The organism is Flavobacterium lipolyticum (assembly GCF_020905335.1).
GTDB lineage: Bacteria > Bacteroidota > Bacteroidia > Flavobacteriales > Flavobacteriaceae > Flavobacterium > Flavobacterium lipolyticum.
The window spans coordinates 26421-44555 of record NZ_JAJJMN010000002.1; the positions used below are offsets into that span (position 1 = coordinate 26421).

At 39.7% G+C, this 18135-nt stretch carries 3 protein-coding genes (1 of these 3 cut by a window edge); all 3 read left to right on the forward strand.

The genetic code is table 11. The features are described from left to right. Tightly spaced (each overlapping or abutting the next), the 3 genes in view from LNQ34_RS17220 to LNQ34_RS17230 form a layout consistent with a single transcriptional unit that may run on beyond the window. On the forward strand, nucleotides 1–10965 hold the full coding sequence (locus tag LNQ34_RS17220; RefSeq protein ID WP_230000602.1) for a non-ribosomal peptide synthetase/type I polyketide synthase: 10965 nt from the start codon (nucleotides 1–3) through the stop codon (nucleotides 10963–10965). Next, entirely contained in the window at nucleotides 10965–14336 is a 3372-nt protein-coding gene (locus LNQ34_RS17225) for a non-ribosomal peptide synthetase (protein WP_230000603.1), read from the forward strand. The genes LNQ34_RS17220 and LNQ34_RS17225 overlap by 1 nt, the downstream gene beginning before the upstream one ends. After that, nucleotides 14336–18135, forward strand: partial view of a non-ribosomal peptide synthetase gene (locus tag LNQ34_RS17230; RefSeq protein WP_230000604.1) — the start only. The gene runs 4081 nt beyond the window's last position; 3800 of the gene's 7881 nt are visible here — the first part of the coding sequence; the start codon lies at nucleotides 14336–14338; the stop codon falls past the right edge of the window. Before LNQ34_RS17225 ends, LNQ34_RS17230 begins: the two co-directional genes overlap by 1 nt.

The following is an 18135-nucleotide window of genomic DNA, read 5'->3' on the forward strand; positions in this document are numbered from 1 at the left end:
ATGAAAGAGTTGATTAGCGAACTTAAATCAAAAAATATTTTTTTATCCGTAGATAAAGAAGAGTTAGTTATTGATTTTGATGGCGATAACTTATCTCATGATTTAATCTCTAAGATAAAAGATAATAAGTTAGCGCTTATTAATTACTTAGGAAAGTATCACAACGATCGTAAATACACTGAAATTCCTGTACTTTCTTTAAATAATCATTATTCAATCTCTGATGCCCAAAGAAGACTCTGGATTTTGAGCCAATATGAAGGAGCCTCAGCTGCTTATAACATGATGGTAAGTATAACGTTAGAGGGAAAGTATAAATTGGCTTTATTTGAAAAATCATTTGATAATCTCATCGACCGCCATGAGATCTTACGAACCGTTTTCAAAGAAGATGAGTCAGGAGAGATCAGGCAATGGATACTTGAAAGGGAAGATTTAGGGTTTACGATCGATTATCAGGACTTTAGAGAAGAAGCTGATAAGAAAGAAAAAGTAGAAGCCTATATAACAGCTGACTCCCATCAGGTATTTGATCTGGAAAAAGGACCTTTACTCAGAGCGGCCTTACTTCAGGTAGAGGAAGAGGAATATTGGTTCTACTTCAACATACACCATATTATTAGTGATGGCTGGTCAATGGAGGTATTAACCAAAGATATATTCAAGTACTATGTAGCCTGTAGGGAAGGGAAAGAACCTGATATGGAGGAATTGAGAATCCAGTACAAGGATTATTCAGCCTGGCAGCTGACTCAATTGAATCAGGAGTCATTTAAGGCGCATGGAGAATATTGGCTGGACAAACTCTCAGGAGAGCTGCCATTACTGGAGCTTCCAAGCAGCAAACAGCGACCAAAACTAAAAACCTATAGGGGGCATAGCTTAGGCGCTTATCTTGACAAAGCAACAACAGCTAAGCTAAAGGGATATGTGCAGGAGAATGGCGGCAGTCTTTTCATGGGCTTACTGGCCTCATGGAAGGTTTTAATGTACCGTTATACCGGTCAGCAGGATATCATCGTAGGAATTCCGGTAGCGGGTAGAGATCATGCTGATCTGGAAGACCAGATCGGTTTTTATGTAAACACGCTGGCTTTAAGAAACAGGGTTAATCCTCAGGAAAGTTTTGACGGTTTTTACCAGTCTGTAAAAGAGCATACTTTAAAGAGCTATAACCACCAGATGTATCCTTTTGATCGATTGGTGGAAGATTTAAATCTTCAAAGAGATACAAGCAGAAGTGCGGTATTTGACGTCATGCTTACCGTTAAAACTAATAGCGAAAGAATTGCAGGAGCTGAAATATCAGAAGAAGCTTTAAATCAGGTAGTTGATCAGGGTTATAGCACAGCAAAATTTGATATAGAGATTACTTTTCAGGAGGTGGGCGATTGCCTGTCCTTGAATTTTATATTCAACTCGGATGTGTACGAGAAGGAGATGGTTGAAGGACTGATAGGGCATTACAAGCAGTTGTTAAATGGGCTGTTGGAAACCCCTGAAGAGAAAATAGCACAAATAGATTATGTATCGGAAGAAGAGAAACACAAACTGCTGTTTACCTTCAATGATACAACAGCAGCTTATCCGAAGGACAAGACAATTGTAGATTTAATTGAAGAGCAAGTAGAAAAGACACCGGATAACATCGCCATAGTCTTTGAGAATACAGAACTGACTTACAGAGAGCTTAATGAGCGATCCAATCAGTTGGCGCATTACCTAATAGAAAATTACAACATTCAGCCGGATGATCTGATAGGGATACAATTGGAGCGAAGCGAGTGGATGATTGTGTCGATACTGGGTGTGTTAAAATCAGGAGGAGCTTATGTTCCTATTGATCCGCAATACCCTCAGGAAAGAATAGACTATATTAAAGAAGATACACAGTGTAAGGTTTGCCTGGATGAGCAAGAGTTAAGCAGGTTCAAAGAAAACCAGGAGCGTTATGCTAAAGACGCAGAGACTCGCAGGTCTCAACCGGAGAACCTGATTTATGTGATCTACACCTCAGGTTCAACAGGGAATCCAAAAGGAGTAATGCTCGAACATAGCGGTCTGGTAAACAGAATGCTTTGGATGAAACGTGACTTAGAAGTGAAAGAGGCAGATGTGTTTTTACAGAAAACACCTGTAACGTTTGACGTTTCGGTTTGGGAGTTATTCCTCCCATTGGTTTGTGGCAGTAAGCTTGTTTTTGCAAAACCGGAAGGGCATAAAGATCCGGTCTACTTAGAGGAGCTATTAGAATCACAAAAAATAAGTATTATTCACTTTGTTCCTTCAATGTTGAGTGCAGCGTTGGACACTATAAAGTGGGATAAACTGGAATGTTTGCAGCATGTAATATGCAGTGGAGAAGCTTTATCAAAAAGAATCGAATCATCCTTTAAAGCAAAGGCTCCTTTTTCGAGCTTGCATAATTATTATGGACCAACGGAAGCTTCGATAGATGTCACCGCAATAAACTTAAGCCAACACCCAACTGTGGGTCATGAAGTTTTGATAGGCAAGCCTGTTGACAATACACAGATTTACATTGTAAATGAAAAGAATTCGCTTCAGCCGGTTGGGGTTTTAGGCGAGATTCTGATCGGAGGAGATCAGGTAGCGCGAGGTTATTTAAATAAGGAAGCGTTAAGCCAGGAGAAGTTTATAACAAATCCTTTTAGAGCAGGAGAGCGTCTGTACAAAACAGGCGATTTGGGTCGTTGGCTACCCGATGGCAACATTGAGTTCATAGGGAGAAAAGACGATCAGGTAAAAATAAGAGGACACAGGATAGAACTTGGAGAGATAGAACATGCTTTAGTAAAAAATGAAGATGTAAACCAGGCAGTTGTTTTAGCCAGAGAGAACGAGTCAGCAGAGAAAGAACTTGTAGCGTATATCGTTTCTAATGTCGAGCAGAACGCAAGTGATTTACGAGCTTATTTAAAACAGTCGTTGCCGGAATATATGCTTCCGACGCATTTTGTTCAACTCGAGGTCATCCCATTAACGGCCAATGGTAAAATAGACAGAAAAGCATTACCGAATCCTGATGGTACGGGACTATCGAGTGGTGTTGAATATGTAGCGCCACGAAATGAGCTGGAAGAGAGACTGGTAAAAATTTGGGAAGAAGTACTGAAAAGAGAAAATATTGGGATCAATGATGACTTTTTTGCATTGGGAGGCCATAGCTTAAAAGCAGTTCGTCTGAGTAATGAGTATCAAAAGGAGTTAGCGGTAAAGCTGACTTTAAGAGAGGTATTTGTTCATACCAGTATAGCTTCGCAGGCAGAACTGATAGCTTCTTCAAAAAGAGAGGAGTTTGTTCCAATAGAAAAGTCAATTGATCAGGCAAATTATCCAATCTCTGATGCCCAAAGAAGGTTATGGGTTTTAAGTCAGTTTGAAGGAGGTTCGTCCGCGTATAACATACCGGGAAGCACTTATCTGAGAGGAATCATTGAAATTGAAAACATCAGGCGGGCTATTGAGGCTACAATTGATCGCCATGAGATCTTAAGAACCGTTTTCAGGGAAGAGGAATCGGGAGAGATCAGGCAATGGATACTTGAAAGGGAAGATTTAGGGTTTACGATCGATTATCAGGACTTTAGAGAAGAAGCTGATAAGCAAGAAAAAGCAGAAGCCTATATCGCAGCTGACTCCCATCAGGTATTTGACCTGGAAAAAGGGCCTTTACTCAGAGCGGCCTTACTTCAGGTAGAGGAAGAGGAATATTGGTTCTACTTCAACATACACCATATTATTAGTGATGGCTGGTCAATGGAAGTATTAACCAAAGATATATTCAAATACTATGAAGCCTACAGAGCAGGAAAAGAACCTGATTTAAAGGGATTAAGAATCCAGTACAAGGATTATTCAGCCTGGCAGCTGGCTCAATTGAACCAGGAGTCATTTAAGGCACATGGAGAATATTGGCTGGACAAGCTCTCAGGAGAGCTGCCATTGCTGGAGCTTCCAAGCAGCAAACAGCGACCAAAACTAAAAACCTATAAGGGTCATAGCTTAGGCGCTTATCTTGACAAAGCAACAACAGCTAAGCTAAAGGGATATGTGCAGGAGAATGGCGGCAGTCTTTTCATGGGCTTACTGGCCTCATGGAAGGTTTTAATGTACCGTTATACCGCTCAGCAGGATATCATCGTAGGAATTCCGGTAGCAGGTAGAGATCATGCTGATCTGGAAGACCAGATCGGTTTTTATGTAAACACACTGGCTTTAAGAAACAGGGTTAATCCTCAGGAAAGTTTTGACGGTTTTTACCAGTCTGTAAAAGAGCATACTTTAAAGAGTTATAACCACCAGATGTATCCTTTTGATCGATTGGTGGAAGATTTAAATCTTCAAAGAGATACAAGCAGAAGTGCGGTATTTGATGTCATGCTTACTGTTGAGAATAATGACGAAAGAATTGCAGGATTTGAAATGTCAGAAGAGGTTTTAAATCAAGTAGTTGATCAGGGTTATAGCACAGCAAAATTTGATATAGAGATTACTTTTCAGGAGGTGGGCGATTGCCTGTCCTTGAACTTAATATTCAACTCGGATGTGTACGAGAAGGAGATGGTTGAAGGACTGATAGGGCATTACAAGCAGTTGTTAAATGGGCTGTTGGAAACCCCTGAAGAGAAAATAGCACAAATAGATTATGTATCGGAAGAAGAGAAACACAAACTGCTGTTTACCTTCAATGATACAACAGCAGCTTATCCGAAGGACAAGACAATTGTAGATTTAATTGAAGAGCAAGTAGAAAAGACACCGGATAACATCGCCATAGTCTTTGAGAATACAGAACTGACTTACAGAGAGCTTAATGAGCGATCCAATCAGTTGGCGCATTACCTAATAGAAAATTACAACATTCAGCCGGATGATCTGATAGGGATACAATTGGAGCGAAGCGAGTGGATGATTGTGTCGATACTGGGTGTGTTAAAATCAGGAGGAGCTTATGTTCCTATTGATCCGCAATACCCTCAGGAAAGAATAGACTATATTAAAGAAGATACACAGTGTAAGGTTTGTCTGGATGAGCAAGAGTTAAGCAGGTTCAAAGAAAACCAGGAACGTTATGCTAAAGACTTAGAGACTCGCACGGCTAAAAGCGATCATTTGGCTTATGTGATCTATACTTCAGGTTCGACAGGAAATCCGAAAGGAGTCATGATTGCTCACGGAAATTTATATTCATCTACGTGTACAAGAAATGCATATTATGATTTTGTAGAATCGTATTTATTGATACCTTCTTTTTCTTTTGATTCGTCTGTAGCGGCTTTATGGGGTTGTCTTACCGGCGGTAGCACATTATACATTGTAGTGGATAACCACCTGAAGGATATTTTTAGTATCAGTAGTTTTATAAGTGAGTATGCAATAGCATGTATATTGTGTGTACCCTCGTATTATCAGCTGCTGTTGTCACATTCAGCATCAGGCAAGTTACCTTTTAAGAGGGTGATTTTAGCGGGTGAGACATTAAGTGGCAGTTTAGTAGAAGAGCATTTTATCGGATTGCCGGAATGTGTTTTATTTAATGAATACGGTCCGACGGAAAACACGGTATGGTCAACAGTAGCCAGTATAGGAAAAGAAACCAGAAGAGTACATATTGGGAAACCCATAGGTAATACCCGCATATATCTATTGGATAACAGCAATAAGATGGTACCAACAGGGCTAACAGGAGAAATATGCATAGCTGGAACTGGTTTAGCCAGAGGTTATTTGAATCAAAAAGAGTTAACGAAAGAGAAATTTATAGCGAATCCATTTGAATCAGGAGAGCGTTTGTACAAAACAGGTGATTTAGGTCGTTGGCTGCCGGATGGCAACATCGAGTTCATAGGCCGAAAAGACGACCAGGTCAAGCTCAGAGGGTACAGGATAGAGCTTGGAGAGATAGAGCATGTTTTAGTAAAACATGAAGCTGTAAGTCAGGCAGTAGTCTTAGCCAGAGAGAACGAGTCAGCAGAGAAAGAACTCGTGGCGTATATCGTTTCTGATATTGAGCAAAACACAAGTAATTTAAGAGTTTATTTAAAACAGTCGTTGCCTGAGTATATGATTCCGGCACATTTTGTTCAACTCGAGGCCATCCCATTAACGGCCAATGGTAAAATAGACAAAAAAGCATTACCGAATCCTGATGGCCTGGGACTAAAGAGTGGAGTAGAATATGTGGCCCCAGGTAATAACATAGAAGAGAAGCTGGTAAAGATATGGGAAGAAGTATTGAAAAAGGAAAATATTGGAATAGATGAAGGCTTTTTTAATGCAGGAGGTAATTCAATTAAGTTGATTGCATTAAAATCAAAAATTGGTAAAGAGTTTCACAACGACTTTCCATTGGCATCATTATTTGAATTTAGTACGATTCGTCAACAGGCAGCTGTGCTATCTGGGGATAGTTCGGAAGAAGACAGGGAAGAGTTGGCTCAACAGACTTCAGTATTCCAGAGAGAAGAATATGAGACGGAAATTGCTGTTATCGGGATGTCTATTAAAGTTCCGCAGGCCAAAAACATTTTTGAATTCTGGGAAAATTTAATAAGGGGTAAGGAGTTCATTACTCATTTCAGCAAGGAAGAATTACTTTCTTATGGTGTTTCCAGCGAGCAGCTTAATAACGAAGCTTATATCAGAGCCAGTTCCGTTTTAGAAAATAAAGAATGCTTTGATTCCGGTTTTTTTGGTTATCTGTCCGATGAAGCAAAGTTGATGGATCCACAGACGAGAGTTTTTCATGAAGTGGTATGGTCTGCGCTAGAGGATTCAGGTTATGATCCTTTTAGCTATAAAGGTTTGATAGGGCTTTTTGCTGGAGCAGGAAGCAATTTGAGATGGGAGGCTTATAGCTTGCTGAAGAATGATGGAAAAATTGACCCGTTTCAGGCAAACAATTTGAGTGACAAAGATTTTTCGAATACACTGATTGCTCATAAACTAAATTTGCGTGGACCGGTACATAGCATAAATACTGCCTGTTCTACCTCTTTGGTAGCGATACATCAGGCCGTACTAAGTTTACTTTCCGGAGAAAGTCATATAGCCGTTGCCGGAGGTGTATCGATAAAAAATAACATAAAAGAAACGGGGTATTTGCATCAGGAAAACATGATCTTTTCAAAAGACGGACACAACCGGACATTTGACAGAGAGGCTAGTGGTACAGTTGTTTCAGAAGGAGCAGGAGCGGTGGTATTGAAACGATTAGCTGATGCCATTAAAGATGGCGATCAGATTTATGCTGTGATTAAAGGCAGTGCGGTAAATAATGACGGAAACAGAAAAGTGGGGTATACAGCTCCAAGTGTGAATGGTCAGGCAGAAGTGATTCAAATGGCCCACAGATCGGCTAATGTTGTTCCGGAAAGTATATCTTATGTCGAGGCTCATGGCACAGCGACGAAACTGGGAGATCCGGTAGAGATTCGGGCTTTGGCGCAGGCCTTTAACAATAATAAAGAGAAATATTGTGCCGTGGGTTCTGTAAAGAGCAACCTGGGGCATTTGGATACAGCAGCAGGGGTCGCTGGTTTTATAAAAACAGTTTTGTGTTTAAAGAATAAAAAATTGGTTCCTTCTTTACATTTTAAATCTCCCAACCCAGAGATCAATTTTGAAGAAAGTCCGTTTTATGTTAATTCAGAATTAAAAGAATGGAAGAACGAAAAATTTCCGCTTAGAGCCGGGGTCAGCTCATTTGGAATAGGGGGAACTAATGCCCATGTTATTTTGGAAGAGTCACCGCTTGAAGTAAGTCCGGTAAAAGAGCCTTCCTTCGAACTAATAACGCTGTCAGCCAATAGCCCGGAAGCACTGGCGAGACAACAAGAGCAGTTGAAAAAATACCTTATCGCAAATCGGGAACTCGATTTTGTTGATATAGCCTGGACGTTGCAGATGCGCCATACTTTTGACTATCGGTCAGCATTTGTTGCCGGGCACACAAACGAGGTAATTGAGTTGCTGGAAAGTAAGTCCGTTGCATCAAACAAGAAACCGGTTAGTAAGAAGAAAATCGCCTTTATGTTTTCAGGCGGAGGATCTCAGTATGAGAATATGGGACGGGGATTATACGAAGACAAGAACAGTGTATTTAGAAAAACACTCGACAACTGTTTCGGCCTTGCCAGGAAAGAAAGTACAACAGATTTCAAGCAGATCATCTACCCCGATCAACCAGGTTCAAGTGATCTGATCAATGAGACTATAAACATGCAGCCTTTGTTGTTTATGTTTGAGTATGCATTGGCAAAGCAACTGGAATATTATGGCATCAAGCCGGATATTATGATTGGGCATAGCTTAGGGGAGTATGTAGCAGCCTGTTTTAGTGGAGTACTCACTTTAGAATCTGCGCTAAAGATGATTATTAGACGGGGAGCACTGGTGCAGAATCTTCCTGAAGGGGATATGTTGGCGGTAGGCCTGCCTGCTGCACAGGTTAAGGCATATTTAGTACCAGGCGTAGACATAGCAGCAATCAACACTGCTGAGAGTTGTGTAGTGTCTGGAGAACCCTCAATGATAGCAGTACTTCGAGAGCGCTTTGAAAGGGAAGGGATTCTTTCAAGGATCTTATACATCTCTCACGCTTCACATTCTCTGATGATGGATCCTGTTCTGGAGGAATTCACTTCCATTGCATCTTCAATAAAATTGGGTAAACCTAAAATTCCATACCTCTCCAATGTAACAGGTAAAAGAATTGATATCAGTGATTTAAAAAAGAGTTACTGGTCAGATCACCTGCGAGGAACCGTAGAGTTTTCTGCTGGGATAGAGTGTATATTATCGGAAGGAGATACGATCTTGATAGAAGTTGGCCCGGGTAATACGCTTAGTACGCTGGCACGCTTGCACTTTAAAGCAACAGGATTATCAGAAGTTCATCAGCTGATCAGGCATCCTAATACAGAAACAGCTGATATGTTATTTATGCTGGAAAAACTCTCAGGTCTATGGGAATCAGGCATAAACCTGAACTGGGATCGTTTGGAGGAAGAAAAAATCAGGAAAAAAATTTCCCTGCCAACCTATAGCTTCCAGCCAACAAAATACCCAATGGCAACAGCTCTTGAGGAAATGTTGTCCGGCTCGTTATTGAAGGGTGCAGGTCAAAAAAATGAAAATATTTCTGATTGGTTCTTTGAATCTTCATGGAAACGATCCAGATTATTACCAATAACCGGACAGACTGCAAATGTATCTACATACCTGATATTTTGTGATAATGAGGGAGTGGCAGAACTGTTGATTAACCGGATAAAAGAAAATACAAACGTTAAGGTTGTCCGCGTAATTCAGGGGACTCATTTTGAAGAAAAAGAAGATTATACGTTTAAATTGAATTTTAAAAAAGAAGAAAACTATCTGAAACTCATTCAAAGACTGGCAGAAAGTTCGCTTCTTCCTGAAAAGATTGTTCATCTATGGAATTTTTCTAAAGAACAAGAAGAAACTACCTATCAATCTACAGTAGAGGATCTGGATCTTGGGTATTACAGCTTATTGAACATAGTCAGATCTATAGAACAGGTGAGTCCATTTCATCAGGTAAGTATAGATATGATTACAAGTTTTGCTGCAAGAGTAAATGATGGAGATATCGAAATTCCTGCCCGTACAGCAATTTTAGGCTCTGTTCTATCTATTCCTAAAGAGTACAAGAAAATTTTATGCAGACTAATAGATTTTAAGCCAAGTGATAAACAAGAAGAAATATTGTGCCACTTGTTCAATGAAATAATTACAGAATATGCTGAGCCATACATCGCATATCGTCAGGCAACGAGATGGTCACAATTTCATGATTCTGTCAAATTGGAATCAGATAAAAATCTGCCAGCACTGATAAAGGATGGAGGAGTGTATTTAATTACCGGTGGAATGGGCGGAATGGGTTTTGTATTTAGCGAATATTTACTTAAGCAATATAACGCGAAGCTTATTTTGACAGGAAGGAAACCTGAATCAGATGCTATCACTTCCAGGCTAAAAGAAATAGGCGGGAAAGTCATTTACCTTAACGCAGATGTCTCAGATGTTGGTCAAATGGAGTTGTTGGTGCGTGAAGCCGAGGGGCATTTTGGAAAGATTGATGGGATTTTTCACACGGCAGGAATAGGGGATTATGCCGGTATCATTCAAAATCGAACAAGAGAACAAAGTGAAGAAGTTTTTGCCTCAAAAATCTACGGAACGATTGGTTTATATGAGATGGCCAGGAAAGCAGCTGCCGATTTTTTAGTGATTTGTTCTTCTGTATCTTCAGTAACTGCTCCTTTTGGTCAGGTAGCCTATACTACAGCAAATATTTTTCAAGATAGTTTTGCACGCTCTAATAGCAACGGGCTGCCGGTATATAGTATCGGATGGGATGCCTGGTCGGAAACAGGAATGGCTATAGTCTCCTCCCTCGCTCATAAAGCGAAGTATGGGAATGAATTAAATTTAAAGCATGGATTGACCAATGCTGAAGGGCTTGAAGTGTTGCGCCGCATACTGAAATATGGAATACCAAGTCTTTCTATTTTCACGCGGGACCTTACCCAGGCTATTGGAAAGATGGACGTTGACCTGAATGTTGAAACGGAGGAAGTGCAGATAGTTCAGGAGCGGTTTGCTTTGTCTGATGAATATAAAGCACCTGAAACAGAAACGGAACAGCATATTTGTGCACTGTTTGAGAGCTACTTTGGAATTAAAGAGATAGGAATTAAAGATAATTTTTTTGATTTAGGTATGGACTCATTAAGGGCAATGAGAATGGTCAATTTAATTCATAAAAAATTAAATGTTGAATTAAGAATTAATGACATGCTTGAGAATACAAACATACATGATTTAGGGAGGATAATTGATGCAAAGCTGGAGTTTAGTCTAATGAAACGTAAGAGCGCAGAGACACAATTTGAACACGAACTTGAAATATAATGGATAAATTAATCGCTAAATTACTGAAAGAAGGAATTTTTTTGTTAGTTGAACAAGGAAGCTTAAAGATCAAATACAATGGTGATTTGATATCTGATGCGTTATTGGAGCAAATCAAAAAGAATAAAATAGAGTTGATCGCTTATCTTAGTGCAAATGGCACCGATACCGATTATCAGGACATTAAGCCTGTTGAGGGCAATAATCCATTTAAATTATCATCAGGCCAACACAGGTTATGGGTATTGAGTCAATTTAAAGAAGGTTCGTTAGCTTATCATATATCAAAGCCTACTTACCTGAATCAAGAAATTGAAATTGAAAGCTTCAAAAGAGCTATAAATGCTACAATAGATCGTCATGAGATTTTAAGAACCGTCTTCAGGGAAGAGGAGTCAGGGGAAATTAGACAATGGATACTGAAAAGGGAAGAGTTGGGCTTTGAAATCGACTATCAGGACTTTAGAGAAGAAGCGGAAAGGAGAGAAAAAGCAGAAGCCTATATCGTAGCCGATTCTTACCGTGCGTATAATTTAGAAAAAGGACCTTTATTGAGAATATCTTTACTTCAGTTAGCTGAAGATGATTATATATTTTATTACAATATTCACCATATTATCGGCGATGGCTGGTCAACAGAGGTATTGACTAAAGATATATTCAGATATTATGAAGCCTACAAGGCAGGAAAAGAACCTGAAATGGAGGAATTAAGAATCCAGTACAAGGATTATTCAGCCTGGCAGTTATCTCAATTGAATCAGGAGTCGTTTAAGGCTCATCGAGAGTATTGGCTTGACAAACTCTCAGGACAATTACCCCTACTGGATCTGCCGGCTAGCAAACAGCGGCCGAAGGTTAAGACCTATAACGGTCATGGCTTAGCCACTTATCTGGACAAAGCAACAACAGCTAAACTGAAGGGATATATCCAGGAGAATGGCGGCAGTCTTTTTATGGGCTTACTGGCCTCATGGAAGGTGTTACTATACCGCTATACATCTCAGCAGGACATCATCATAGGAAGTCCGGTAGCGGGTAGAGATCATGCAGATCTGGAAAACCAGATTGGCTTTTATGTAAATACCTTAGCTTTAAGAAATAAAGTTAATCCTGAAGAAAGCTTCCATGAATTTTACCAAGCTTTAAAAGAGAATACCTTAAAGAGCTATAGTCATCTAATGTATCCTTTTGACCGATTGGTAGATGAATTAGAGCTTCAGAGAGATATAAGCAGAAGTGCAGTTTTTGATGTCATGCTTACTATTCAAAACAGTTGGGATAGAATCGAAGGGGTAGAATTATCAGATGAAGAATTAAATGAGACCGTTGATAAAAGCCTTAGTACATCAAAATTAGATATAGAAATTACCATTCAACAGATAGGTGATTACCTGTCTTTAAAGTTTGTATACAACCCGGATGTGTATGAGAAGGTGATGGTTGAAGGACTGATAAGACATTACAAACAGTTGTTAAATGCGCTGTTGGAAAAACCTGAAGAGAAAATAGCACAAATAGATTTTATATCGGAAGAAGAGAAACACAAACTGCTTTTCACTTTTAATGATACAACAGTAGCTTATCCGAAGGACAAGACAATTGTAGATTTAATTGAAGAACAGGTTGCAAAGACACCGGATAACATCGCCATAGTCTTTGAGGATACAGAACTGACCTACAGGGAGCTTAATGAGCGATCCAATCAGTTGGCGCATTACCTAATAGAAAATTACAACATTCAGCCGGATGATCTGATAGGGATACAATTGGAGCGAAGCGAGTGGATGATTGTGTCGATATTGGGGGTGTTAAAATCAGGAGGAGCTTATGTTCCTATTGATCCGCAATATCCTCAGGAAAGAATAGACTATATAAAAGAAGATACTCAGTGTAAGGTTTGCCTGGATGAGCAAGAGTTAAGCAAGTTCAAAGAAAACCAGGAACGTTATGCTAAAGATGTAGAGACTCGCAGGTCTCAACCGGAGAACCTGATTTATGTGATCTACACTTCAGGTTCGACAGGGAATCCAAAAGGAGTAATGCTCGAACATAGCGGTCTGGTAAACAGAATGCTCTGGATGAAACGTGACTTAGAAGTGAAAGAGGCAGATGTGTTTTTACAGAAAACACCTGTAACGTTTGACGTTTCGGTTTGGGAGTTATTCCTCCCATTGGTTTGTGGCAGTAAGCTTGTTTTTGCAAAACCGGAAGGGCATAAAGACCCGGTGTACTTAGAGGAGCTATTAGAATCACAAAAAATAAGTATTATTCACTTTGTTCCTTCGATGTTGAGTGCAGCGTTGGACACTATAAAGTGGGATAAACTGGAATGTTTGCAGCATGTAATATGCAGTGGAGAAGCTTTATCAAAAAGAATCGAATCATCCTTTAAAGCAAAGGCTCCTTTTTCGAGCTTGCATAATTATTATGGACCAACGGAAGCTTCGATAGATGTCACCGCAATAAACTTAAGCCAACACCCAACTGTGGGTCATGAAGTTTTGATAGGCAAGCCTGTTGACAATACACAGATTTACATTGTAAATGAAAAGAATTCGCTTCAGCCGGTTGGGGTTTTAGGCGAGATTCTGATTGGAGGAGATCAGGTAGCACGAGGTTATTTAAATAAGGAAGCGCTAAGTCAGGAGAAGTTTATAACAAATCCTTTTAGAGCAGGAGAGCGTCTGTACAAAACAGGCGATTTGGGTCGTTGGCTACCCGATGGCAACATCGAGTTCATAGGGAGAAAAGATGATCAGGTAAAAATAAGAGGACACAGGATAGAGCTTGGAGAGATAGAACATGCTTTAGTAAAACATGAAGCTGTAAGTCAGGCAGTTGTTGTAGCCAGAGAGAACGAGTCAGCAGAGAAAGAACTTGTAGCGTATATCGTTTCTAATGTCGAGCAAAACACAAGCGATTTAAGAGTTTATTTAAAACAGTCGTTGCCGGAGTATATGCTTCCGGCGTACTTTGTTCAACTTGAGGCCATCCCATTAACGGCCAATGGTAAAATAGACAAAAAAGCATTACCAAATCCTGAGGGTGCGGGACTATCGAGTGGTGTTGCCTATGTAGCGCCAAGAAATGAGATGGAAGAGAGACTGGTAAAAATCTGTGAGGAAGTCCTGAGAAGGGAAAAGATTGGAGTATTGGATGACTTTTTTGGTTTAGGCATGAATTCATTAATGGTAATCAGGTTAGTAACTTTAGTTCATCGGGAAATGAATATAGAACTAAGAATTAATGATATATTTGAGAACACAAACATTGGTAATTTGAGCAATAAGATTGAATCGATTATGAAGGTTATTCAAATGAATCGCGGGAGTAACGATATTGAATTTAAATACGAATTTGAAATATAATGGATAAATTAATCACCCAATTACTGGATAATGGAATTTTTCTGTCGGTTGAACAAGATCGATTAAAAGTCAAGCACAATAGTGATTTGATGTCTGATGAGTTATTGCAGCAAATCAAAGCGAATAAATTTGAGTTGATAGCCTATCTTAGTGCAAAGGATGCCTACGCAGATTATCAGGACATCATGCCAATAAAGAGAAAGGGGCCGTTTAAATTGTCATCAGCCCAAAGAAGAATGTGGATCTTGAGCCAATTCGAAGCAAGTTCGGTAGCGTATAATTTACCAGAGAGTACCTACCTGAATCAGGACATTGAAGTTGAAAACTTCAAGCGGGCGATTGATGCCACAATCGATCGTCATGAGATTTTAAGAACCGTATTTAGAGAAGAGGAGTCAGGTGAGGTCAGGCAATGGGTACTGGAAAGGGAAGATCTGGGCTTTAGCATTCACTCCTTGGATTTTAGAGAAGAGGATAATAAGAAAGATAAGGTACAAGCTTATATCGCGGCCGATTCCCATCAGACATTTGATCTGGTCAAAGGGCCTTTATTCAGAGCAGCCTTACTTCAGGTAGAAGATGAGGAATATGTATTCTACTTCAATATGCACCATATTATCAGCGATGACTGGTCTATGGAGGTATTGACTAAAGATGTATTGAAATACTATGAAGCATATCAGACAGGCAGAGAGCCCGATTTAAAGGAATTAAGAATCCATTACAAAGATTATTGCGACTGGCAGTTAGCTCGGTTGAATGAGGATTCATTTGACGTACATAAAATATATTGGCTGGATAAGTTCTCTGGAGAATTGCCATTAGTGGATCTACCGGGTGCTAAACAACGTCCTCATGTTAAGACCTATAACGGTCATGGCTTAGTCACTTATGTGGATAAAGAAACAACGGACAAACTCAAAGAATATACCCGAGAGAAAGGGAGCAGCCTATTCATGAGCTTACTGGCCTCCTGGAATGTGTTGATTTACCGTTACACAGGGGAGAAGGATATCATCATAGGAACTGCTGTAGCTGGTAGAGTTCATGCCAATTTGGAAGACCAGATTGGGTTTTATGTAAATACACTGGCTTTAAGAAATGAGGTTAATCCTGAGGAAAGCTTTGACAGTTTTTACGAAAGCTTAAAAGAACAAACCTTAAAGAGTTATAGCCATCAAATGTATCCTTTCGATCGTTTGGTAGAAGGCTTAGGCCTTCAGAGAGATATGGGTAGAAATCCAGTCTTCGACATATCAATCACTTATCATAATACTACAGAAATTAAAGGGATAGAGGGACTGAATCATGACGTCATAAATCAAGTGTCGGATAATGGTTTTTCTAAAGTGAAGAATGATATAGAATTGCATTTCAAAGAGGTTGGGGATTATATTCATTTCAAATTAATATATAATGTAGATATCTATGAGCGGGAGATGATAGAACGCTTAATGATACATTTCAAACGTATTCTAAATTCGCTATTATCTCATCCGGAACAAAAAATCTCGCATATTGATTACCTTTCTGAGAAAGAGAAATGCGAACTGTTGGTAACTTTTAATGACACAGCAGTAGCTTATCCAAAAGATAAGACGATAGTAGACTTGTTTGAAGAACAGGTGGAAAGGACACCCGACAACATAGCTGTAGTTTTTGGTGAAAAACAACAGACTTACCGTGAGCTCAATGAGAAGTCAAATCAGCTGGCTCATTATTTAAGGGATAATTACGACATTCAGCCAGATAATCTAATAGGAATACAATTAGACAGAAGTGAGTGGATGATTATTTCGATACTGGGGGTATTAAAAGCTGGAGGCGCTTATGTTCCGATCGATCCGGAGTACCCATCTTCCAGGAAGGAATATATTGTAAATGACACCGGTTTAAAATTATTGATAACAGAGGCTAGTTTCATTTATGATATTGATTATTATGAGGGAGAAGTTTTTGCCATTGACGTTGAGTTTGATTCAGAGAACTATGGTTCAGAAGCATTATCAAAATTTTATACTCCAGGTAATCTGGCCTATGTAATTTATACGTCTGGTTCAACAGGGAAACCTAAAGGTGTGATGGTGGAGCATAGAAGTGCAGTCAATCTGTACTGGTGGTATATAACAAGTCATGAGATTGATACTAACACAAGATCTCTAATCGTCATCCCTTTAGGATTTGATGCTGCCAGTAAAAATATCTTAGCCCCTTTATTCAGAGGTGGGATGTTGGTTATGGCGCCTACGGGAGTTTTTATTCCGGAAGTTATTCTTAGTGAGATTTTGCTGAAAAAAGTAACGCTTTTAAATTGCGTACCTAGCGTGTTTAATTCTTTACTTAACTCCAATAATGATAGTGTCAATATGCTTCGGTCTCTAAAGAATCTGGCATTAGGTGGAGAGCCTCTTGACATAAAGCCAATTACAAGATTATTTACAGAAGGTAGCAAATGTATTGTTACCAATGTTTATGGACCTACGGAAGCTACTGACATTTCAATAAGTTATATAGTAAGTAAAGCAGATACACGCAATAGTAATATACCAATAGGCAAGCCAATCAATAATGTCAGTGTGTATGTTCTTGACGTGAATATGCAGCCTGTTGCAATAGGGGTGACAGGAGAGTTGTACATAGGAGGAGTTGCATTAGCAAGAGGATATTTAAACAACACAAATTTAACACAGGAACGATTTATTGTAAATCCATTTGCTACTGAAACAGATAAGTCAAAAGGTTTTACGCGGTTATATAAAACAGGCGATTTGGGTCGTTGGCTACCCGATGGAAACATCGAGTTCATAGGGAGAAAAGACGATCAGGTAAAAATAAGAGGGCACAGGATAGAGCTTGGAGAGATAGAATATGCTTTATCGAATCACGAAGAGATAAAGCAAGGAGTAGTTTTAGCAAGAGAGAACGAGTCGGGGGAAAAAGAACTCGTGGCGTATATCGTTTCTAATGTCGAGCAGAACGCAAGTGATTTAAGAACTTATTTAAAACAAACGTTGCCAGAGTATATGCTTCCGGCGCATTTTGTTCAACTCGAGGCCATCCCATTAACGGCCAATAGTAAGATAGATAAAAAAGCATTACCGGACCCTGGAATTGCGGGATTATCAAGTGGTGTTGAATATGCAGCACCGGGAACAGAACAGGAAGAGGTTTTAGTTTCGGTATGGTCAGAGGTATTAAAAAAAGAAGGTATCAGTATCAAGGATAGTTTTTACAATCTGGGTGGAGATTCCATCAAGTCAATTCAGGTGGTAGCCAGATTAAAACAGCTTGGCTACAGACTTAAAGTAGAGCATCTTCTTCGAACGCCTATACTGGAAGAGCTGGCGCGGTTAGTAGAACTGACCACCCAGGTTAGCGATCAAAGTGAAGTGAGTGGTGCTGTTGTGCTGACCCCAATTCAGGAATGGTTTTTCAAATCAGAGGAGATACAAGCACATGAGTACTTCAATCAATCTGTTTTACTGTATAGTAAGGAAGAGCTGGATAGCAGTATACTGGAGAAGAGCATAGAAGATTTGACGAGGCATCACGATGCCCTTCGTATGGTTTATAAACAGAATCAGGGAGTATGGGAGCAGTTTAATGGAGCTGTAAGCTCCAATCGCTGCATGATTCACTTCTATGACTTAAGGGAATCAGAAGCTGCTCAGGCTGAGATGGCACAACTAGGCGAAGCCCTGCAATCAAGTATCAACTTGTCTGAAGGTCCATTGTTGAAGGTAGCACATTTCAGGTTGCAGGACGGAGACCGTTTGGGTCTGATTGTTCATCACCTGGT